Source organism: Murimonas intestini, from assembly GCF_024622195.1.
GTDB lineage: Bacteria > Bacillota > Clostridia > Lachnospirales > Lachnospiraceae > Murimonas > Murimonas intestini.
The window spans coordinates 18477-38807 of sequence record NZ_JANKBI010000023.1 but is presented as its reverse complement, the minus strand read 5'-3'; the positions used below and the strand labels follow the sequence as shown (position 1 = coordinate 38807).

17 protein-coding genes and 2 tRNA genes are annotated in these 20331 nt (G+C 47.7%); 14 read left to right on the top strand and 5 right to left on the bottom strand.

What is annotated here, in order from left to right; translation table 11 throughout:
• Positions 1 to 82: 82 nt before the first annotated feature.
• The 5 genes from NSB28_RS22610 to NSB28_RS22590 all read left to right on the top strand — a co-directional run bounded on the left by NSB28_RS22610 (position 83) and on the right by NSB28_RS22590 (position 6935).
• On the top strand, positions 83 to 1225 hold the full coding sequence (locus NSB28_RS22610) for an exonuclease SbcCD subunit D (RefSeq protein WP_109625977.1): 1143 nt from the start codon (positions 83 to 85) through the stop codon (positions 1223 to 1225).
• A complete protein-coding gene (locus tag NSB28_RS22605) occupies positions 1222 to 3993 on the top strand; it encodes an AAA family ATPase (protein ID WP_257497770.1) in 2772 nt (923 codons plus the stop codon). Before NSB28_RS22610 ends, NSB28_RS22605 begins: the two co-directional genes overlap by 4 nt.
• Before the next feature lie 63 nt (positions 3994 to 4056).
• Positions 4057 to 5253 carry an amidohydrolase gene (locus tag NSB28_RS22600; RefSeq protein WP_109625975.1) on the top strand — a complete coding sequence of 399 codons (1197 nt, stop codon included), beginning with the start codon at positions 4057 to 4059 and terminating at the stop codon, positions 5251 to 5253.
• Positions 5254 to 5350: 97 nt separating this feature from the next.
• Positions 5351 to 5968: an HAD family hydrolase gene (locus tag NSB28_RS22595; protein ID WP_109625974.1), complete on the top strand. Its 618-nt coding sequence runs from the start codon at positions 5351 to 5353 to the stop codon at positions 5966 to 5968.
• A 97-nt stretch (positions 5969 to 6065) separates the two neighbouring features.
• Positions 6066 to 6935 carry a LysM peptidoglycan-binding domain-containing protein gene (locus NSB28_RS22590; RefSeq protein WP_109625973.1) on the top strand — a complete coding sequence of 290 codons (870 nt, stop codon included), beginning with the start codon at positions 6066 to 6068 and terminating at the stop codon, positions 6933 to 6935.
• A gap of 39 nt (positions 6936 to 6974) precedes the next feature.
• On the opposite strand, the gene NSB28_RS22585 is transcribed toward NSB28_RS22590, so the two are convergent.
• Positions 6975 to 7919 carry a recombinase family protein gene (locus NSB28_RS22585; protein WP_109625972.1) on the bottom strand — a complete coding sequence of 315 codons (945 nt, stop codon included), beginning with the start codon at positions 7917 to 7919 and terminating at the stop codon, positions 6975 to 6977.
• A gap of 122 nt (positions 7920 to 8041) precedes the next feature.
• On the opposite strand from NSB28_RS22585, the gene NSB28_RS22580 reads away from it, so the two are divergent.
• Positions 8042 to 8266 carry a helix-turn-helix domain-containing protein gene (locus NSB28_RS22580; RefSeq protein ID WP_109625971.1) on the top strand — a complete coding sequence of 75 codons (225 nt, stop codon included), beginning with the start codon at positions 8042 to 8044 and terminating at the stop codon, positions 8264 to 8266.
• 33 nt (positions 8267 to 8299) lie between these two features.
• Positions 8300 to 8701, top strand: a complete 402-nt coding sequence (locus tag NSB28_RS22575; RefSeq protein ID WP_109625970.1) for a glycosyl hydrolase family 18 protein — start codon at positions 8300 to 8302, stop codon at positions 8699 to 8701.
• A 50-nt stretch (positions 8702 to 8751) separates the two neighbouring features.
• On the opposite strand, the gene NSB28_RS22570 is transcribed toward NSB28_RS22575, so the two are convergent.
• The 3 genes from NSB28_RS22570 to NSB28_RS22560 form a co-directional block, all read right to left on the bottom strand.
• Positions 8752 to 9027 (bottom strand): GNAT family N-acetyltransferase, encoded by a 276-nt coding sequence (locus NSB28_RS22570; protein WP_109625969.1) that lies wholly within the window; start codon positions 9025 to 9027, stop codon positions 8752 to 8754.
• Positions 9028 to 9061: 34 nt separating this feature from the next.
• A tRNA-Val gene (locus NSB28_RS22565) sits at positions 9062 to 9134 on the bottom strand.
• A gap of 65 nt (positions 9135 to 9199) precedes the next feature.
• A complete protein-coding gene (locus tag NSB28_RS22560) occupies positions 9200 to 9457 on the bottom strand; it encodes a GNAT family acetyltransferase (RefSeq protein ID WP_109625968.1) in 258 nt (85 codons plus the stop codon).
• Positions 9458 to 9847: 390 nt separating this feature from the next.
• On the opposite strand from NSB28_RS22560, the gene NSB28_RS22555 reads away from it, so the two are divergent.
• The 7 genes from NSB28_RS22555 (at position 9848) to NSB28_RS22525 (ending at position 19653) form a co-directional block, all read left to right on the top strand.
• Positions 9848 to 11059, top strand: a complete 1212-nt coding sequence (locus NSB28_RS22555; RefSeq protein ID WP_257497769.1) for an AraC family transcriptional regulator — start codon at positions 9848 to 9850, stop codon at positions 11057 to 11059.
• Between the two features lie 248 nt (positions 11060 to 11307).
• Entirely contained in the window at positions 11308 to 14784 is a 3477-nt protein-coding gene (gene baiCD / locus NSB28_RS25260) for a bile acid Fe-S flavoenzyme BaiCD (RefSeq protein ID WP_109625966.1), read from the top strand.
• A gap of 81 nt (positions 14785 to 14865) precedes the next feature.
• The gene (locus NSB28_RS22545) at positions 14866 to 15696 is read left to right on the top strand and encodes an alpha/beta fold hydrolase (RefSeq protein WP_109625965.1); all 831 of its coding nucleotides are present in this window, start codon (positions 14866 to 14868) and stop codon (positions 15694 to 15696) included.
• A 157-nt stretch (positions 15697 to 15853) separates the two neighbouring features.
• On the top strand, positions 15854 to 16171 hold the full coding sequence (locus NSB28_RS22540) for a hypothetical protein (RefSeq protein WP_109625964.1): 318 nt from the start codon (positions 15854 to 15856) through the stop codon (positions 16169 to 16171).
• Positions 16164 to 17174: an AraC family transcriptional regulator gene (locus NSB28_RS22535; RefSeq protein WP_109625963.1), complete on the top strand. Its 1011-nt coding sequence runs from the start codon at positions 16164 to 16166 to the stop codon at positions 17172 to 17174. The genes NSB28_RS22540 and NSB28_RS22535 overlap by 8 nt, the downstream gene beginning before the upstream one ends.
• A 116-nt stretch (positions 17175 to 17290) precedes the next feature.
• The gene (locus tag NSB28_RS22530; RefSeq protein ID WP_109625962.1) at positions 17291 to 18298 is read left to right on the top strand and encodes a phosphotransferase family protein; all 1008 of its coding nucleotides are present in this window, start codon (positions 17291 to 17293) and stop codon (positions 18296 to 18298) included.
• Positions 18295 to 19653 carry an MATE family efflux transporter gene (locus tag NSB28_RS22525; RefSeq protein WP_257497768.1) on the top strand — a complete coding sequence of 453 codons (1359 nt, stop codon included), beginning with the start codon at positions 18295 to 18297 and terminating at the stop codon, positions 19651 to 19653. The genes NSB28_RS22530 and NSB28_RS22525 overlap by 4 nt, the downstream gene beginning before the upstream one ends.
• Before the next feature lie 497 nt (positions 19654 to 20150).
• On the opposite strand, the gene NSB28_RS22520 is transcribed toward NSB28_RS22525, so the two are convergent.
• Positions 20151 to 20221: transfer RNA gene (locus NSB28_RS22520), tRNA-Gly, on the bottom strand.
• Positions 20222 to 20331: the final 110 nt, after the last annotated feature.

Here is a 20331-nt window from a genome sequence, read left to right as displayed (position 1 = left end):
CAAGGTGAAGCGCCAGAATCTGTTTTTGGGGAATTTTGGTTAAATAAAAGGAATCAGAGGGATTCCGGAAAAGAGGTCTGAGTTGAAACTGATACATTTATCTGATCTGCATTTAGGAAAACGAGTCAATGAATTCTCAATGCTGGAGGATCAGGAATATATACTTGAAAGGATACTTGGTATTGTCCGGGAGGAAAAACCGGACGGAGTCATTATAGCAGGAGACGTGTATGACAAGCCTGTTCCCCCGGCAGAGGCAGTACAGCTCTTTGACAGGTTTCTCACAAACCTGGCTGACGGCAGCGCACCCGTATTTATAATAAGCGGAAACCATGACAGCCCGGAGCGGCTCTCGTTTGGCTGCAGGCTGATGAGGGATAAGGGAGTGCATATAGCGCCTGTATATGACGGCACAGTGGAATACGTAACTCTGATTAACGGCGGGACAGAGGCGCGTATCTACCTTCTTCCGTTTTTAAAGCCCGCCCACGTGAGGAGATATTTTCCGGAGACGGAAATAGATTCTTATGAAAAGGCCCTTGAGACAGTTGTGGGGAACATGGAACTGGAACCTGGTGTATGCAACGTGCTTGTGGCCCACCAGTTTATTACGGGGGCAGGGCGCTCTGACTCTGAAGAGGTGAGTGTGGGAGGCCTTGATAATATTGATTCGTCAGTATTTAAAGATTTTGACTATGTGGCTTTAGGCCATATCCACAGGCCTCAGCAGGCAGGAGGGGAAAATATGCGCTATTGCGGCAGCCCGCTGAAATATTCATTTTCAGAGGCAGCCCATGAAAAGTCAGTGACAGTGGCGGAGATAGAAGGCAAAGGAAAAATCAATATCAGCACAAGGCAGCTCATCCCTCTGCATGACATGAGAGAGCTCCGGGGAAGCTATGAAGAGCTGACTGACAGGCGGAATTATAAGGATACGGCAGTTGACGATTACCTTCATATCACCCTGACGGATGAGGAAGAGATATTGGATGCCATAGGAAAACTTCGTTCAGTCTATCCGAATATCATGAAGCTTGACTATGACAATATGAGAACAAGGAAGATGCAGTCTGTAAGCGGGCCGGGAGATGAGGGCCGGACAGATAAATCGCCGGCCGGGTTTTTTGAAGAGCTGTATGAGCTGCAGAATAACCAGGAGATGGGGGCTGAGCAGAAGGAATACCTGCAGAGGCTTATAGAAGATATATGGGAGGATGGAAGATGAGGCCATTAAAATTGACGATCTGTGCGTTTGGCCCATATGCAGGGGAAGTAACCGTGGATATGGACAGGCTGGGAGACAGAGGGCTCTATCTGATCTCCGGAGATACAGGAGCCGGAAAGACGACGATCTTTGATGCTGTTGTATTTGCCCTGTATGGTGAAGCCAGCGGAGCGAACAGGGAGGCGGATATGTTCAGGAGCAAATACGCTGATCCTGAGACGCCCACATTTGTGGAGATGGAATTTTTGTACAGCCAGAAGATATATACGGTCAGGAGGAATCCTGAGTACATGCGCCCTTCCAGAAAAGGAGGAGGCTTCACTTCACAGAAGGCGGACGCCCTTCTGACCTTTCCGGACGGCCGTGTAGTATCCGGAGCAAAGAATGTGACAAAAGAAACGGAAAAGCTGCTGGGTATAGACAGAAGCCAGTTTATGCAGATAGCCATGATAGCACAGGATGAATTTCTGAAGCTCCTTCTGGCTACCACAAAGGAAAGAGGAGAAATATTCAGGGAGCTTTTCCACACAGGTCCTTATCAGCGGCTTCAGGAAAGACTGAAGGCAGATGCATCAGCGGCCCGGGAAGAATATGAAGAGCTGTGCAGGAGCATTCTCCAGTATGTGGGCGGCATTAAAGGAACTGCAGAAGAGGAAGAGCAGGAAAAGCTGGACAGGATAAAATCAGCAGGGAATATCACTGTTCTGGAGGATGCAAGGGAGTTTCTGGACTGCAGGATAAGGGAGGACTCTGCACTCTGGGAGAAATATAAGAAGGCTGAAAAAGAGCTGGATAAAACTCTGGCAGATATCCACAGGGCGCTGGAAAAAGCTCTGGCGGAAAAAAAGATAAGAGATGGCATAGAGGAAAAAGAGAGGCAGTTGGAGAAGGAGAAGCCCCTGCTGGAAGAAAAACTGGCGGCATACGAGACTCAAAAGAGTATGGCAGGACATAGGGAGGAGCTCTCACTGTCTGTTACAAGGCTCCAGGAGAGCATCCAGCAGTATCTTATCCTTAAAAAGATAGAGAAGGAGGCCGGGCAGGCGGCAGCAAGGCTGAAAAATCTTGAGCAGCAGAGGGAAGACAGGAAAAGATCTCTTGAGAGGCTGCCCAGGCAGCTGGAGAAGTCCAGGGCAGAGCTTGCGGGGCTTGGGGACATCCCCATGAAGAAAGCAGAACTGGAACACGAGCTCAAACGCCTGCAGGAAGAAGAGGGCAGGCTTCGGGAGCTTCAAAAAAAATGTACGGAGCTTGAGGGGCTTTATGGACAGCTGGGAGAGCTTCAGAAAAAATATATGGAAGAAGCCGGGAAAGCAAGAGCCACAGGCATGGAATATGACAAGTTAGAGCAGGAATATCTGGATGGACAGGCAGGGGTACTGGCGGCCCATCTGAGAGAGAATGAGCCCTGCCCTGTCTGCGGGTCCCTCTCCCATCCGTTACCGGCGGCCCATGAGGGGAGTATTCCTTCTCAGGAACAGCTGGAAAAGGCAAAGAAGAAGAGGGATACTGCCCAGAAAAAGGCATATGATCTGAGCGCCTCCGCAGGTGAGCTTAAGGGAAGGGCAGAAACACTTCGCAGGACAGTTACAGAGCTGGCAGCGTCCTGGCAGCTGGGAGAGGAGCCGGGGGAAGTCAGAGCCGGGGCAGGCGCTCTGCTTGATAGGCAGTCTGCTTCTAAAGGAGAGATATCTAAGCAGGAACAGCTTCTCGCGGCAGGATTGAAAAGGCGCAGTGAGCTTGAGAAGGAGATACCCGAGCTGGAGGCGCGGATAGAGAGGGAGCAGAAGGAGACTGGTGAGATTGAGAAGCTGGCCGCAGGCCTGGAGGCAGAGCAAAAAGCAAAGGAAGAAGAGCGCGCCAGAATGCTGCTGACACTGGACTACGAGAGTGAGAAGGCAGCCAGGGAGAAACTGGAGGAACAAAAGCAGAAAAAAGCTGAGCTTGACAGGCTTTTTGAGAAATCCAAGAGTGAATATGAGAACCAAAATATTCGTATAAACGAGCTTAAGGCACAGATCAGTGCACTGAAGGGGCAGCAGACGGAAGGTGAGGTGCAGGACGCTGATCAGCTGAGAGACAGAGAAAGTGAAATATCTCAGGAGAAAGAGAGGCTGCAGGAGACTGCCAGGGAGGTATATACAAGGCTTGGGACAAACACCGGCGTAGCCGAAGCCATCGCAGGCAGGGAAAAGCTGCTGCTGGAGGCCCAAAAGAGGGCAGGATGGATGAAGGCGCTTTCAGATACTGCTAACGGGGGAGTCTCAGGCAAGGAGCGTATAATGCTGGAGACATATATCCAGATGGTATATTTTGAGAGGATACTCTCAAGGGCAAATACAAGGCTCATGGTGATGACAGGAGGCCAGTATGAACTGAAGCGGAGAAAGGAGGCCGGCAATCTGAAGAGCCAGAGCGGACTGGAGCTGGATGTGGTAGATCACTATAATGGCACACTGCGCAGCGTAAAGACATTGTCGGGCGGAGAATCATTTAAGGCCTCCCTCTCCCTTGCCCTGGGACTTTCGGATGAGATACAGTCTCAGGCAGGAGGGATACAGCTGGATACCATGTTTGTGGATGAGGGATTTGGAAGCCTGGATGAGGAGTCTTTAGAGATGGCATTAAATGTGCTGAGCCATCTGACAGAGGGGAATTGTCTGGTGGGCATTATTTCACATGTCTCGGAGCTGAAGGAGAGGATAGACAGGCAGATAGTAGTGAGCAAAGAAAAAGCCAGGGGCAGCTCAGTAAAAATTGTGGTCTAAATCAGCAGAGATGAATAAAAACCTGTTTTTTGGAGGAAACTTACCAAAAAAGAGGTGACCAGAATGCTCATAATAAACGGAAAACTGCACACCATGTGCGGTGATGTGGTTAACAATGGATATTTGTGGATAAAAGATGGAAAAATCGCAGATGTTGGGGATATGTCCCGGCTGGAAGAGAAAAACGGGAAGATTTCCGGGGAAGGCAGGGAGCAGGTGCTGGATGTCAGAGGGGCATTTGTGATGCCGGGCATCATAGAAGCCCACTGCCATATTGGGATCGTGGAGGAGAAACGGGGGATCATCGGGGATGACTGCAATGAGTGCACAGAGCCGGTAACGCCGGGGCTCAGGGCCATTGACGCTGTGAACCCCATGGATCCTGCATTTCATGATGCGATCAAGGCAGGTATAACGGGGGTAATGACAGGACCCGGAAGTTCAAATCCTGTTGGCGGGCAGTTTGTCTTTATGAAGACACAGGGAAGGTGTATTGACAAGATGGCAGTGCTGGAACCGGCAGCCATGAAGACAGCATTCGGCGAGAATCCAAAAACTGCTTACGGGGATCAGAATGTCTGTCCGTCAACAAGAATGGGCACGGCTTTCCTTATAAGGCAGGAGCTGGAACGTGCCAGAAAATATACATTAGAGCAGGAAGACAGCCAGGAGCAGGAGAGGGATCTGAAAATGGAGGCCTGGGGTCCTGTGATCAGAAAAGAGATACCCATGAAGACCCATGTGCACAGGGCAGATGACATCATGACAGCCATAAGGATAGCAAAGGAATTTGACGTGGAACTGACTCTGGACCACTGTACAGAGGGTCATCTGATCGCGGAGGAGATTGCGGAATCAGGTTTTCCGGCTATTGTGGGTCCGGACCTTACGGCCAGATCCAAGATAGAGGTCCAGAATCTGAGCTTCAAAACAGCCGGGGTACTGCACAGGGCCGGAGTTTTGACAGCTATTACCACAGATCATCCTGTCTCCCTGATCAATTATCTGCCTCTGTGCGCAGGCCTGGCGGTTAAAGAAGGGCTTCCCATGGAAGAGGGCCTGAAGGCGATCACTATAAATGCTGCCAGGATCTGCCGGGTAGATGGGAGGCTGGGGAGCCTGGAAGAGGGGAAGGATGCTGACATTGCCATATTTAATGGAAATCCCATGGAGACATTTACAAGGACTCTTTATACGATCATAGACGGGGAAATCGTATATGACGGGGAGGAAACCGGAAGGGATGAAGATGTTATATGAAGACATTATATAGGCGTAAATATGGCTACCAAAGAAGAAAGATCCATGATATACTGGCTCTGTATTATTAGAATAAGCGCTGATGAGGAGTATAGAGATGGATGGAATCATATTTGACATTGACGGAACGATCTGGGATTCGAGGGAGCCTGTTGCAAAGGCATGGAATGATGTGCTTGAAAATGAGACAGATCTTGATATAAGAGTGGATGCACAGATCTTGACAGGACTTTTTGGAAAGCCAATGACTGAGATAAGGGATTCGCTTTTTGGAGATCTGCCTGAGGAGGAACGGGGCAGGGTAGCGGCAAGATGCTATGAGCGTGAGAATGAATATCTCTATGATGAGCCGGGGACTGTATATCCGGGGATCATGGAGGCTATTAAGGAATTATCCACACGATATCCTTTGTTCATAGCCAGCAACTGCCAGGATGGTTATATACAGGTCCTGTTAAAGAGCACCGGCCTTTCTGAGTATTTTAAGGACTTTATCTGCTATGATGACACAGGGCTGTCTAAAGGAAAGAATATCAGGATACTCATGGAAAGAAATGGGCTGAATGAGGTTGTCTATGTAGGTGATACAAAAGGTGACGAGGAGGCCTGCAGAGAAGCGGGTATTCCGTTTGCATATGTAACATACGGTCTGGGTGAGGCCGCAGAACCGGATTACGTGATCCATACGGCAGGCCAGCTGACAGAATTGTGGTAAGAAGCGGGCGTGGGGACTTTCTTGCCTGTCCGGGCATATCATAATTGAAAAAGGAGTAACTGATCAGCTGCTGAGAGGTTACGAACAGGATTTCGTTATGGTTCATGTTGTCAGTCAGGGTGAGACACTTTATTCAATTTCACAGATGTATGGTGTCTCCGTAGAAAAAATCCGTTATGATAATCAGCTTTTTTCGCAGGTGGGGCTGGCCGTCGGGCAGTCCCTGCTTATACTTCGGCCAAAGACCGTTCATATAGTAAAGCCAGGGGAAAGTCTGGGAGATATAGCAGGTGCATATGGGATCACTGTGCGCCGCCTTCTCCGGAACAACCCCTGGCTTTTACAGCAGCCATACCCCTATGCGGGGGAGGAAGTTGCAGTCACATATGAAAATGATCTGGGTGGGCAGAGGTTTGCCGGCCTGAGGGTGGAGGGCTATGCATATCCTTTTATAAGCCGGGATATTCTGCAGGAGTCTCTGCTGTATATTGATGAACTGCTTGTCTTCTCCTATGGATTTACTACATCCGGGCAGCTGCTGCCTCCGGATGGGGAAGAGTATCTTCTGAATGAGGCCAGGGCTTTTGGAGTCCCGGCTGTTCTTGTGCTTACACCTTTTGGTGAGACAGGGACATTTAACAATCAGCTGGTGAAGCTGGTGTCCGAAAATATGTATGTCCAGGAGCAGTTAATCGCGAACCTGCACTTAGCGCTGCAGCAGAAGCAGTATGCAGGGGTTGATGTGGACTTTGAATATATACTTCCGGAGGACAGGGAGCTGTATGCGGCCTTTGTGAGAAATATGAGGGAAAGGCTCGCCCCAATGGGATATACGGTGAGCGTGGCCCTGGCCCCGAAGACCTCGGCAGATCAGCCGGGTCTTCTTTATGAGGGGATGGATTACCACCTGTTGGGAGAATATGCGGACACGGTGCTGCTCATGACATATGAGTGGGGTTACACATAAAGCCATGCAGCAGCATATCCCCGGCATAGGCAGCGCCGTTCAGGGCTTGGGAGCAGGGAGTTTGCGAGGTGCGTTTTGCTCCATGATGCGGGCAGCCAGTGCGAACATCTCTTCAGATATAATGGGAGGATGCAGCCCGTCAGAGATGAGGGGGCTTCTGCAGCGGCAGCGGTGCTCTGTGAGATGGCCGTTTACATATCTTTTGTCACATATCCTGCGCTGCCAGGGGACTTTTCCGGTGTACGTTATGTTATGCAGGATATCCTTTACAGTGGACCGTGACCACTGCGCCCCTCTCGGAGGCCTGATATGGCAGCTGTCCAGATAGCGGCAGATCTTCTGCATTCCCATATGCTTTTGTGTCCCGTCTGGGAGCCGGCAGCCTTCTGTATACAGCTGGAAGATCAGCCTGACTGTATCAGCCTGCTCAGGTATGATCTCCAGAGTATAGCCTTTGTCATTGGGGATCTTGACCTTTCTGTAGCCGTAGGGGGCCCCTGCCGCGATATATCTGCCTTCCGATGCGGCAGCAGTCCGTCCCCGCTGGAGACGGCGGTTGATGGTCTTGTATTCACGCCTGGACATGAACAGCCCGAATTCGAAGTACTCTTCATCAAATTCATCATCCGGGTTGTAAGTCTTAAGAGGAGTGATGACTTTTACCTTTCCATAGTGAAAAGCCTCTGCCACGATGCCCTGGTCCTTAGTATTGCCTCTCGCCAGACGCTCTATCTCCATAACCAGGACCCCGGCACATCTGCCCTCTTCTGCGCAGGAGAGCAGTTTCTGCATCTCGGGTCTGGCAGAAATGGTCTCTCCTGACACGATCTCCCTGAAAACTTTTGTTATATTCAGATTCATAGAGCGGGCCAATTCCATGAGTATGCGTTCATGGCGGGCAAGTGTCTCACCTTCTCCGTGCATTTCTGCTTCCCGGTCTGTCCGGGACTTTCTCAGATAGATATAATATTCCTCAGAATCCATAAAATCACCCTGTGTATTCTATGAGCTTTGGGAGAAAAAGGTGCAGTGATTCTGGCGGGCAAAGCCATGCTATGTTATAATAAAAGTAACTGGTAAAGCTGAATTTTAAGGGAGGAGCTAGTATGGATACAAGATATGCACAGGTGGGACTGTTGATCTGTTATTACAGAAAGCTGAAGGGAAAGACTCAGGAGCAGCTGGCTGAGGATGTGGGTATCAGCCGGACTCATATGAGCAATATTGAGGCCATAGGAGTTGAGACTGGGGTGTCACTGGATGTGATTTTTAAGATAGCTGATGCGCTGGAGGTGCCGATAGAAAAACTGTTCTCCTTTAAGTGTAAATGACAGGCTGGGCGGCCTTACACATATGGCCCTCCAATGGCGGTGGCTCCCCTCAATAAGGTCCGTGAGGTAGTGGAATACGGTGTCTCAGAGATCAGCCCAGACAAGATATATATGGGGATGCCCAATTATGCTTACGACTGGGTGCTGCCATTTATCCGGGGGGAATCTAAGGCAACCACAATAGGAAATGTAGATGCCGTCCTGATAGCAGATAATGAAGGGGCACAGATCAGGTTTGATGAGACAGCAATGAGCCCATGGTTTACTTATCAGAGGAACGGCGTGACACACGAGGTATGGTTTGAAGATGTGAGAAGTATTCTTGCAAAGGCAGAGCTGGCAGTATTTTACGGGCTGAAGGGCATGGGTTACTGGAATCTCATGAAGCCATTCAGAGCCAACTGGATGCTGCTGGACCAGCTGCGGAACACTTAGGACGGGCGCGCGGAAAAAAATAAGGGGTGCTGCATTTGCAGCATCCCTGTTTATCTTAGTATATCACTATAATTTTCTTTTCTTTTGGAGAACCAGCCAACAGCGTAGGAGCATGTGGGAATAGCCTTCTTATTCTGAAAACGGAGCTGCCGGGCCACTTCCTCCATCAGCTGTGCGGCAACACCCTGGCCTCTGAGGGAGTCATCCACAAAAGTATGGTTGATGTTTACTGTAGTCTGGTCGATATTGGGAAAGGTAACCTCGGCGAGTACCTTCTTGTTAGCATCATAAAGCACGATTCTGTTTGACTCATGTTCGAAATTCATTATAATAACTCCTTTCTGCTCAGAATAATCCTAATGGAGACAACAGGACTCGAACCTGCGACCCTTTACACGTCAAGCAAATGCTCTCCCAGCTGAGCTATGTCTCCATATAGTTAATCTACTGGTATTATAACATGTGTCTCTTTAAAAGAAAAGAGATTAATTTGTAACATTAATTCTGGCCATCAAGTTTTTCCGATTCCCTGTTCAGATAGTCGGCTATATCCTGGAGAGCATCCATGGTAAATTCAAATGTATGGAAAGATTTTACTTCCCCCGGGGTTTTGTCAAAGCAGTATGGCCCGGGCCATGAGGTAACTAGAAAATTGTCACCGTCCTTCTCGATCTTGTAGCAGAGACGGCGTATACTTCCTGTGTAATCAGTTTTTTTATAGAAGTTCAGGTTCAGCAGATCTTCTTTTTGTACCATTTGGATCCTCCTTCTTGGTTCATCATTTATAGAAACACAAAAAACTCCCTAAAGGGAGGGAGAGCCAGCATCTTTTGATGCTGGCGGGTTATGAAAAGAAATTTTTTAATAGTGCTGCTTGTTGTTTACAAGTAATACTATACAAAAGAAATGTGAAGAAAGTGTGATAGGAAACTGAAGAGTTTGTAAAAGATTAAATATTCTATAAAGTAAATGTAAACTGACTGTAACTATTAGAAGGTCTGTGAAGGTACGGAACAGTTACAATTGACCGTAAATACAGGTTTGCTGTATAATCAAGAATAAGATCAGGCGTAAATGCACACTGGCTTTGCGCAGGACGGGACACTGCTAGAGCGTGAGGGTGGGACAGCACAAGGAGGGGATGGCTTGAAAAAGCAGGATAAATGGTATACGGCCAGTGAATACTATCAGCTCGGTAAAAGCAGGCTGGATATGGCCGCCAGGCGGGAATCGATAACAAGGAACGTGCCTCTGCACCAGCATGAGGGAGTTGAGCAGATCTTTATTATTTCGGGACGGGGCAGTATCACGGTAAATGGGCTGACGTATGGTATTGAGGGAGGAAGCTTTATAAATCTGAATCCGTATCATTTCTACAGCATCAAGGTAGATGAGGAAATGCGGCTGTATTCACTGTCCGGTTCTCTGGCGCTGCCGGTCACAAGCACCCTGCATGGTTTTGTGAATGAAAATATATCAGATTTTCTATATGAGGGCGCACCTGTAGTATTGTGCACAGGCAGCAGGGCACAGAAAGTCAGAACAGCGTTTGAGGAGATACTCAGAGAATATGAGGAGAAAGAGCTGGGGTATGAGTCCATCAGCTGCTACAAGTTTATGGAGCTGGAGGAGCTATTTAAAAGGTATTCGCTGATGGATGCATGTGAGTCACCCCAGATGCCGTCTGCTGAGTGGAAGGCTGTAGGCACCATCATGCTGACAACACATCAGAACCTCTCGTTAGAGGAGATGGCCCGTGATTACGGTATGGAGCCTCAGGAATTGAACCAGAAGCTGAGGATAGCCACAGGCTACAGTTTCAGGCAGCTCATACATCTGAGCAGAATGTTTAATGTCTGTTCCCTTCTAGAATTTGAGGATCTCTCCATTGCTTTTATAGCAAAGCTCTTCTGCTATTCTTCTATGAATACATTTTACAGGGAGTTTAAAAAGTATACAGGGCTCACGCCTGAGGAGTACAGGAATGAGGGCAGGGGGCATGCCCGGCATCCGGGAGCCGCATACCAGAGCATAGCCCTGGAGCTGCTGGCGTATGTTCACAGCAATTACAGGGACAAGCTTACAGGGGCTATGGCCGCCAGGGATTTCCATATCAGTGTAAGTCTTCTGCAGAAGATCATAAAAAGTCATTTTAAATGCTCTTTCAGTGAGCTGGTTGCGGAGGTCAGAGTCCGCTATGCCTCAGTGATGCTCTGTGCCACACAGATGCCTGTATGCGATATCGCCGTACTCACAGGATTTGAGAACATATCTACCTTTAACAGGGCTTTTAAGGAGTACATGAAAGAAACGGCAGGTGAATACAGGCGTTCTATGCAGGAACAGGACAGTCCCTAAGACCATGGGAACGGATGGATAGCTGGTGAAAATGGGAATGATTTAAAGAAATATGCACATAAAAACAGACATATATAGCTTTATTTTGAACAATAGCCTGAGGATATTTGTGCTAAAAAGGCACATATATCCTCAGGCTGTTTTAGTATAATAACATATATAGGGGCAAGAAAACATACAATTTATCCGGCGCGGATAAAAAAATCAATCAAATACCAAGTATTTGAAATGGGGAAAAGGAGGATTTTATGTACGAAAAATTATTTACGCCTGTCAAGATCAGAGGTCTGGAGCTGAAAAACAGGATCATCCTGCCGGCAATGGGAACTAAATTTGCCAACAAGGACAGGACAGTGTCACAGCAGCTGATCGATTATCATGTGGAAAGGGCAAAAAACGGTACTGCTTTGAATATTGTGGAGGTGTGCAGTGTCCATCCGTTAAGCTCTCCCAGGAAATTCCTGGCTATAGGGGAGGATAAATACATACCGGGGCTTAAAGCTCTGACAGATGCGATCCATGATGCCGGCGGCAAAGCAGGGCTTCAGCTGTGGCAGGGAAGCCTGGCAGTGAGTATGGACCAGGCGGCTATGATACTGGTGGCAAGTGATATGCCCATCTCACCCCAGATGACTCTGCCCGGTATATCTAAAGAGCAGATACATGAGATCGTGGAATGCTTCGGGGCAGCAGCCAAACGTGCCACAGAGGCGGGATTTGACTGTGTGGAGGTACACGTAGCCCACAATTATCTGCCCCATTCCTTCCTGTCACCGGGAATTAACCACAGGACAGATGAGTATGGGGGAAGCTTTGAGAACAGGGCCAGATTTCCGCTGGAGATCATCCGGGCAGTCAGGGAGAATATCCCGGAGGACATGCCGGTGCTTATGAGGATAGATGCCCACGACGATTATCTGGAGGGCGGCCTCACAATTGAAGATGTCATCGCATTCTGTAAGTTGGCTAAAGAGGCAGGTGTGGATGTGCTGGACATTTCCAGAGGAAATATTATCACCGCAGGGCTGAAGTTTGAAGTTCCGCCCATCGACCTGGAAAGGGGCTTTAACATTGAAAATGCATCCAGGATCAGGAAAGAAACGGGAATGCTTACTATTGGCGTGGGTAGGATAAATACGCCTGATCTGGCTGAGGATATCCTGGAGAAGGATAAAGTGGATATGGTTGTAATAGGAAGAGGCCAGCTGGCTGATCCTGAATTTGTCAGGAAGGCCGCAGAGGGACGCCCGGACGAGATTGTCCGCTGTATAGGATGTAACCAGGGATGCTATGACGGGTTTGAGAACCAGTTAAGCCCTCACATTACATGTATGAGGAATCCGGCTCTTGGGCGTGAGGCAGCATGCAGGATTACAAAGACTGACAAACCGGAGACTGTGCTGATCGCAGGAGGCGGAATCGGCGGACTTGAAGCGGCTATTACTCTGAAGCAGAGGGGGCACAACCCGATCCTCTGTGAAGCTTCTGATAAGCTGGGCGGCCAGTTCCTGCTTGCAGGTGAGGCACCGAGAAAGGCGGAGATGAAGGAAGCTGTCATCCACATGGGAGAGATGGCTCACAATATGGGCGTAGATATCCGCATGAATACAAAAGTGACACCGGAGCTGATAGAGGAAATAAAACCGCACACATTTATTAATGCTATCGGCGCTGTGCCTGCGATCCCGAATATTCCGGGCAGGGACCTTCCGTTTGTGGTTGATTCCCATGATGTCCTCTCAGGAAAAGCCGGATGTACAGGAAATGTAGTAGTCATCGGCGGCGGCATGGTGGGAATGGAGACAGCAGAATATCTGGCACAGAAGGGATGTAAGGTAACTGACCTGGAGATGCTTCATGAGTTCTGTCAGGATATGGGCTCCACCAGAAAAATCTGCGTGACTGAGAATGTCTATGCGGCAGGCATCACACCTGTCACAGATGTAACTGTAACTGAGATCTGCCAGGGAAAGGTAATTGCAAAGAAAGACGGAGAGAGTGTGGAATATCCGTGTGATTATGCAGTTATGGCTATAGGGGCCAGGTCACGGGACGGCAGTGCACTGGAGGAGGCATGCAGGAAAAACGGCATTGCATATTTTGCTGTGGGAGATGCTGCGGCAGCCCGCAGAGCAATAAATGCCACGAGGGAAGCTTTTGATGTGGCGCTGCATTTTGATGAGAAGGAGATGCATGAGGATGCCTGCAAACGGCCAAAGGTGGTATTTGTAACCGGAGGAACAGGCACGATGGGCAAAGAGACAATACTTAAGCTGCTGTCACGTGCCCCCAGGTTCAAGGTGAGGGCTCTGGCACGTCCAAGTGATAAAAACAGGCAGAAGATGAGAGAAATTGCACATCCGAACCTGGAAGTTATCTGGGGCGACATGAATGACTATGATACTATACTGAAATGTGTCACAGGGGCGGACTATGTGCTCCACATAGGAGCTATGGTTTCTCCGGCGGCCGACCTGTACCCGGAGGAAACACTGAAGACAAATATCGGTTCAACCCTTAAGATCATAAAGGCTATCAAGGCACAGCCGAATCCTGACGATATACATCTGGCATATGTGGCAACAGTAGCTATGACCGGAAGCCGTCTGGATCCCATCCACTGGGGCAGGTGCGGAGACCCGATCAATCCGTCTATTCATGATTATTACGGGATATCCAAGGTATTCTCAGAGATGGCAGTATTTGAGTCTGGCCTGAAGCACTGGGTGTCTATCCGCCAGACAGGACAGTTCCCCTGCAATGAGGCAACTGTGGGGCAGCCTATTATCTTCCACCAGCCGGTAAATAACGTGCTGGAGTGGTGTGCATCCCAGGAGTCAGGCAGCTGTATGGCAAATCTCTGCGAGGACTGGGTGGATGAGAGCTTCTGGAGAAAGGCATATAACTTAAGCAGCGGCAGGGATTTCAGGCTGACATGCTGGGAATTCCAGAATATTATGTATGAGCCGCTGGGATTCAAGTTTGAAGATGCCATGGATTCCAGGGATATGGCTCTGTTTAACTTCCATGGGCAGTGGTATACAGATGCAGATAAGCTGGATGAGTATCTCCACTTTAGATTTGTGGACGGCAAGACATACTGGAAGGAATCTCAGGAGGATACAAAGGCTCTGAAAGCTAATCCAATGATCGGGCCGATGATGCCGGATGCAGAAAAAATGAGAGCAGACAATGAAGCTGTTGCTCACAAGGAGATGGGACCTAAGTGGATGTTTGAGACAGATCAGGAAGACTGGATCAAAGCATTCTTTGGTTCCAGGGAGAACCATGATGCCATCAAGAGCTTTGAGGAAGGCTTTGAAATGTACCGCCCCAGTGAAGAGCCGTCTTATCTGGATCACGGATATGACGAGAATAAGCCTGAAGCGGAGCTGGATCTGGAGGACATGAAGAAGGCTGCTGCATTCAGGGGAGGCGAGTGTCTGTCAGACACTATGGTAAAAGGTGACCTCACAACTCCGCTGAAATGGAAATGTGGGCTGGGCCATGAATTTGAGATGTCGCCAAATGCAGTTTTGAAGGGAGGACACTGGTGTCCGGAGTGCTTAAAGGATGAATGGCATTATGGTGAGATCGCCAAAGTAAATCCGTTCTATGCACAGGTATGGACTCCTACCCATGGTGATAAAGACGACTATCATATTCCGATGAAATTCAGTGCGTACAAGATATATCACGAACTGAAGGAAGAACTGGGATTATAAATATCAGCAAATATTAGTAATACATGGGGCACAATGCATATATTGGAATAGGACTTTATTTTTAAAAGGAGAAATTCCATTATGTTTTTTGTAGAAGTGTCAGATGGTGTAAAAGTAGCTGTATATGATTATAACCCCAAGGGAAAGCAGACGGTCCTCCTTGTTCACGGATGGCCGCTTTCCCACAAAATGTATGAGTACCAGATCAACTGTCTGCTGGACCTGGGGTACAGGGTGACAGCTTTAGATCTAAGAGGCTTCGGAGCCTCAGATACGCCTGCCCGGGGTTATTCTTATGACAGGATGGCAAATGATATCTATGAGGTGGTCTGTGCCCTGGATCTGAAAGATTTTATCCTGGTGGGATTTTCCATGGGCGGGGCAATCGTGCTTCGGTACATGAACTGCTGCAGGGGATATGGAGTAAAAAAATTAATCCTGCTCTCTGCAGCAGCCCCGTCCTGGACCAGGAGGGAAGGATTTCCTTACGGTCTTACAAGAGAATATGTGGATCAGTTGATCTGCCAGGCACGCACAGACAGGGCAAAGCTGGCTTGGACGTTCAGCCACAAGCAGCTCTTTGCATCTGCCCAGAGCGAGCAGATTAAAGACTGGTTCCAGGATATTGCCATGGAAGCCTCCGGCGTGGGGACGATCAAGGCGGCCTGCTCTCTCAGGGATGAGGACGGAAGGGCAGACCTGGCGTGTGTCAATGTGCCCACAGTAATCATCCATGGCGCAAAAGACACAGTCGTGTCAAACGACCTGGCAATGATCCAGCAGAAGGGAATAAAAGGTTCAAAGCTGTATAACCTGGCAAACAGCGGACACGGCATTGTGTATGATGAGCTGGAAAAGTTCAACAGGATCTTTCTTGGCGCTGTAAAAGGAGAAGTCCCCACTGTTTCCTGACGAAAATGTGTCAGTACAAAATTCAGAAAATAGCCATCAGCTTACAAGGGCTGGATGGCTGTTTTTTTCTGTGTATATCTTTTTGCTGAAGGATAAATGCTGTAGAATGACAGAGAGTTTTGACGTATAATGAAAGAAAAGACACGGGAGGGATAATATGATTCAAACAGAATATGATTTTAAACTGCCGGGAGGATACATAGACAACAGGGGACAGATCCACAGGGACGGAAAAATGAGATTGGCAACTGCCGCTGATGAGATAGAGGCTGCGCGTGCCCCCAGGGTACTTAGTAATCCGGAGTATATGTCAGTGGTACTCTTGTCTAAGGTGATAACTAAGTTAGGAGAGTTAGAAATGATAACTCCTAAAATAATTGAGGGATTATTTGTGAGAGACATGGATTTCCTGAAAAACATGTATCAGACAATTAATGATGTTGGGGAACAGGTGAATGTAATCGGCAATGGATAAAAAATTAGAAGAAATTTTTGCAGAACAGGAAAAAAAGGATGCTTACAGAATCACAGAAGGGCTGGAAGCATCCATTAACCGGGAATTGGGTGATCCAGCATATCTTATTGAAACAATGAAGAGAGATGGACTGCGTGGGATTACGGAGGCCTATGATTTTTCTATACGGGAAGCCATTGTCCGGGTATCGGCAGAGTTTAGCATCAGAAAGCATACCACCTGCCTGGTACCGTATTATCACAGTCATGATTTCTATGAAATGATCTATGTATGGCAGGGAACATGCAGGCAGAGGATAGCCGGAGAAGCGCAGGAACTGATTATGTCAGAAGGGAATTTGTGTATTTTGAACCCGGGGACCGTACATGCCATACTGCCGTGTTCTGAAACAGATCTTATTTTAAAAATCATTATACCCAATCCCATGATGAAACAGATTACAGATGAACTGGAACAGGAAAAAAGCAGTCAGGAATCTATAACGGAATATTTAAAAGTCAAAAACAAGATCTATATTTTTGCCAAAACTTCCCTTGTTAGTTATTCTATAAAATCATATATGTATGATCTTCTTCATGAAGCTTACTGGGGAACTGCCCTGCAGAACCCGGCTGTAAAGTGTTTGGTTGAGCTGCTTCTGATCACCCTGGGCCGCAGTATACCGGAACAGTCAAATGAAAACCTGTTACAAAAGGTTTCTGCTTACATTCAAAAGAATATCCGCAATGCCAATCTTGAGGAAGCGGCAAAACTGCTCGGCTACAGCAGCAGGCAGCTTCGGCGGAAAATCACGGAGTTATCCGGCGGTACATTTACAGATATTCTCTGGAAAACACGGATGGAGAGAGCGGCAGAGCTTTTGAATGAATCCGATATTCAGGTTGAAGAGATTGCCAGAACCGTAGGCTACCAAAGTACAGCTGGATTTTATAAAAGGTTTTGTGCGGTTTTCCATATGACGCCTGCAGCATACCGGAAAATATATGCCCGCCCACATGAATGAGAAATATGTCCCATGAGCATAAGAAAATGTCCTCTGTGAAAATAGTACATAATGAAACTTTATGATACCGTAAGGTAGAATGATGCTTACGAGAAATCAAGGAGAGATCAGGACTAATGAAAAGCAGGACAAAAAATTTGCTCACGGACCAGGAAATAAAAAATCTCGTGAAAATTAATTTTAAGGATTCCCATCAGGTCACGCACATTGAAGAATTAAAAGGCGGCATGTTCAATGCCATCTATCTCATCAGCCGGGCAGGGGAGAAGGAGAAGATTGTTTTAAAGGTGGGCGTGATTTCCGGAACCCCTCTGTTAACATATGAAAGAGATATCATGCCAACAGAGGTGGCATGTTACAGAATGATCAAAGAAAAAACAAGTGTGCCGGTTCCCACGGTCCTTGCGTATGATTTCAGCAAGAAACATATTAAGAGCAACTACTTTTTTATGACTGCCCTTACAGGAACTGCCTTAGCAAAGGCATCCAGGAAGATGGATAAAGAGAATCTGGAGCAGATCAAAAGAAGGCTTGCAGAGTATCTGGCCCAGATCCATGAGATCACGGGTTCTTACTACGGATATTTCAGCCAGGATCCCAAACAGCAGTATCAGACCTGGAAGGATGCCTTTTTCCATATGTTTGGGCAGCTTTTACAGGATGCCAGGGGACACAAAGTCCGTATTCCTTACGAAAGGATTGAAAAGGCCCTGAAGGCCAATGAAAAATATCTGCATGATCTGGCGGCACCCTCCCTTGTGGAGTATGACTGCCATGACGGGAATGTTTTTGTAAAAGAGACTGAAAAGGGGTACCAGATTGAGGGGATCCTTGATTTTGAACGTGCCTTTTGGGGTGATCCCCTTGCAGATTTTCCCACGGCCTTTGTTTTTGTGGATGATATCCGCAGGGAGAAGGCTTTTCTGGAGAGCTATCTAAAAGCCAGCCGCCGGACAGCCTATACACAGGAGGATGTAAAAAGATACCAGCTCTATCGCCTGTATATTGCAGTGATCATGGCAGCAGAAACCTTCCGGTATGGATTTGTGTATTCCAGGCTGCAGGGTGCATGGGCAAAGAGACAGATAAAAAAATGTTTGAAAGCATTGGAAAATAAAAGATGACCGGAACAATGAAAAAGGATCATCAGGCTGATCTGGGGACAGCACCCGTGGGAAAACTGCTGCGGAGCATGACCATACCGTCCATTGTTGGTGTAATGGCATATAATTTATACAATATTTTTGATACCTTATTTATTTCGTTAGGGGCAGGTATCAATGCCATCGGCGGAGTGTCCGTATCCTTTCCCTTGTTCCTGTTTCTGTCAGCAGTGTCCTCCACCTTGGGCAGCGGAGGGGCCTCTGTCATGTCCAGGGCCCTGGGAGAGAAAAATTACGAGAAAGCCAACAAGACGGCTGCAAATACCTTTTTAGTATTTTATACCATGGCCATCCTCACTACGGTTATGGGCCTGCTTTTTTTAGACGATCTTCTGCTTATGATGGGAATCACAGAAGAGCTTCTGCCCTATGCAGGAGCGTATACGAAGATTATATTGATAGGAGCTGTAACAAGCACCGGTTTTTCCAGCCTGATCCGGGCAGAGGGCAGCAGTACCTATGCAATGCTCATCTGGCTGATTCCAATGGTAACTAATGTTGTACTGGATTTTATATTTATTCTGGCGCTTCATTGGGGCGTGACCGGGGCAGCGGCGGCAACTGTACTCTCCCAGTGCATTTCAATGGGGATGAGTATTTACTATTTCTTTCTTTCAGGTAAGAGTGTCCTTCACTTGTCCCTGCGCCATTTTATCCCGGACAGAAAATTGATCAGTGAGATTCTTCTCATTGGTATTCCTTCGTTCATACAAATGTCAGGGATGAGTTTGTCTATTATTATAATTAACCGTTTCCTGAAGGCTTACGGGGGAACCCTGCCCATAAGCGCTTATGGGATTGCCAGCAAGATCTATACATTTTTTCTGATCCCCATTACCGGGCTCACCCAGGGGCTGCAGCCTGTCATAGGGTATAATAAAGGCGCTAGGAGACCGGATAGAGTGAGGGAGGCGCTGAAACTTTCTTCCTGTGTATCGGTTGGCTACGGTATCGCTGTGTGTGTCATTACCTTTTTGTTTTCAAATGAAATTCTGCGGATTTTTGTGTCAGATACACAAGTCGCTGACTTAGGGACACGAATACTGACCATTATAAATTCCGGGCTTTTGTTCAGTGGGCCTCAGTATGTACAGGCCGCCTACTTTCAGGCAGTGGGCAGGAAATGGACATCCTTGCTGCTGGCCTTATGCAATTATGTGATCGGGTTTCTTCCCCTTCTGTTGGTACTCACCAAAATTTACGGGTTGGACGGGGTTTGGTACGCACTTCCGTCATCCGCCATACTCACACTTGCCCTGTCCTGTGTCCTGCTTATGAAAGGGACGCAGTTCAAGATAAATAAAGCTGCACAATAGAATACCCCTTCTATAGAACGGATCAGAGCCAATCAGGGGTCAAAACAGCAGCTCAGTTTATACAAACGTTACTGGTCACGGAGTGAACAGTAACATTCCGGTCTCTGTTGGCGCAGGGGCCGGTTTTACAGTGTTGACATTTATGTATATTTTGCTATAATATACTTAACAGAACAGCCGGAAGGTGAGTGCACATCACCCGCTCTGGCGAAAGGTGTTAACTAAAAAATAGTCGTCAGCTTTGCTAGGGCAGGACGGCTATTTTTTATGCACATAAGTAAGAATTGCGACCAGTAAAATACCAGCGGTCAGGATGACCATAAATTCTTCATAAGTATATTATTGTCATGGTGCTGTTCCGGCATCCAGACCCTGCTGGTCTTCGAGGTAACCGAAACTCTGGATGGTGCGCTGTTTTGGGGCGGCGTCTGGAAACGGACGATAGCCGAAGCTATTGTTCTCCCGTAACCCGGATAGGTATTGAAGGCAACAAAAAAAGCAGATAGCGGGAATCGAACCCGTCTCTCCAGCTTGGGAAGCTAGCGTTCTACCGATGAACTATATCTGCATGTTTCTATTATATCTCATTTTGGAGATTAGTCAATAAAAATTGTGTAAAAAATTGAATCAAAAAAAAACTCAATAAAAGACTTCAGTCAAAGACCACGCAGCAGGCTG

What these genes read in the sequence shown, in the direction of transcription:
- NSB28_RS22525 (WP_257497768.1), top strand. Translation starts at nt 18,295, where the DNA reads ATGACCGGAACAATGAAAAAGGATCATCAGGCTGATCTGGGGACAGCA.
- NSB28_RS22560 (WP_109625968.1), bottom strand. Translation starts at nt 9,457, where the DNA reads ATGGTACAAAAAGAAGATCTGCTGAACCTGAACTTCTATAAAAAAACT.
- NSB28_RS22545 (WP_109625965.1), top strand. Translation starts at nt 14,866, where the DNA reads ATGTTTTTTGTAGAAGTGTCAGATGGTGTAAAAGTAGCTGTATATGAT.
- NSB28_RS22590 (WP_109625973.1), top strand. Translation starts at nt 6,066, where the DNA reads ATGGTTCATGTTGTCAGTCAGGGTGAGACACTTTATTCAATTTCACAG.
- NSB28_RS22540 (WP_109625964.1), top strand. Translation starts at nt 15,854, where the DNA reads ATGATTCAAACAGAATATGATTTTAAACTGCCGGGAGGATACATAGAC.
- NSB28_RS22595 (WP_109625974.1), top strand. Translation starts at nt 5,351, where the DNA reads ATGGATGGAATCATATTTGACATTGACGGAACGATCTGGGATTCGAGG.
- NSB28_RS22580 (WP_109625971.1), top strand. Translation starts at nt 8,042, where the DNA reads ATGGATACAAGATATGCACAGGTGGGACTGTTGATCTGTTATTACAGA.
- NSB28_RS22575 (WP_109625970.1), top strand. Translation starts at nt 8,300, where the DNA reads ATGGCGGTGGCTCCCCTCAATAAGGTCCGTGAGGTAGTGGAATACGGT.
- NSB28_RS22600 (WP_109625975.1), top strand. Translation starts at nt 4,057, where the DNA reads ATGCTCATAATAAACGGAAAACTGCACACCATGTGCGGTGATGTGGTT.
- NSB28_RS22530 (WP_109625962.1), top strand. Translation starts at nt 17,291, where the DNA reads ATGAAAAGCAGGACAAAAAATTTGCTCACGGACCAGGAAATAAAAAAT.
- NSB28_RS22535 (WP_109625963.1), top strand. Translation starts at nt 16,164, where the DNA reads ATGGATAAAAAATTAGAAGAAATTTTTGCAGAACAGGAAAAAAAGGAT.
- NSB28_RS22605 (WP_257497770.1), top strand. Translation starts at nt 1,222, where the DNA reads ATGAGGCCATTAAAATTGACGATCTGTGCGTTTGGCCCATATGCAGGG.
- NSB28_RS22585 (WP_109625972.1), bottom strand. Translation starts at nt 7,919, where the DNA reads ATGGATTCTGAGGAATATTATATCTATCTGAGAAAGTCCCGGACAGAC.
- NSB28_RS22570 (WP_109625969.1), bottom strand. Translation starts at nt 9,027, where the DNA reads ATGAATTTCGAACATGAGTCAAACAGAATCGTGCTTTATGATGCTAAC.
- baiCD (WP_109625966.1), top strand. Translation starts at nt 11,308, where the DNA reads ATGTACGAAAAATTATTTACGCCTGTCAAGATCAGAGGTCTGGAGCTG.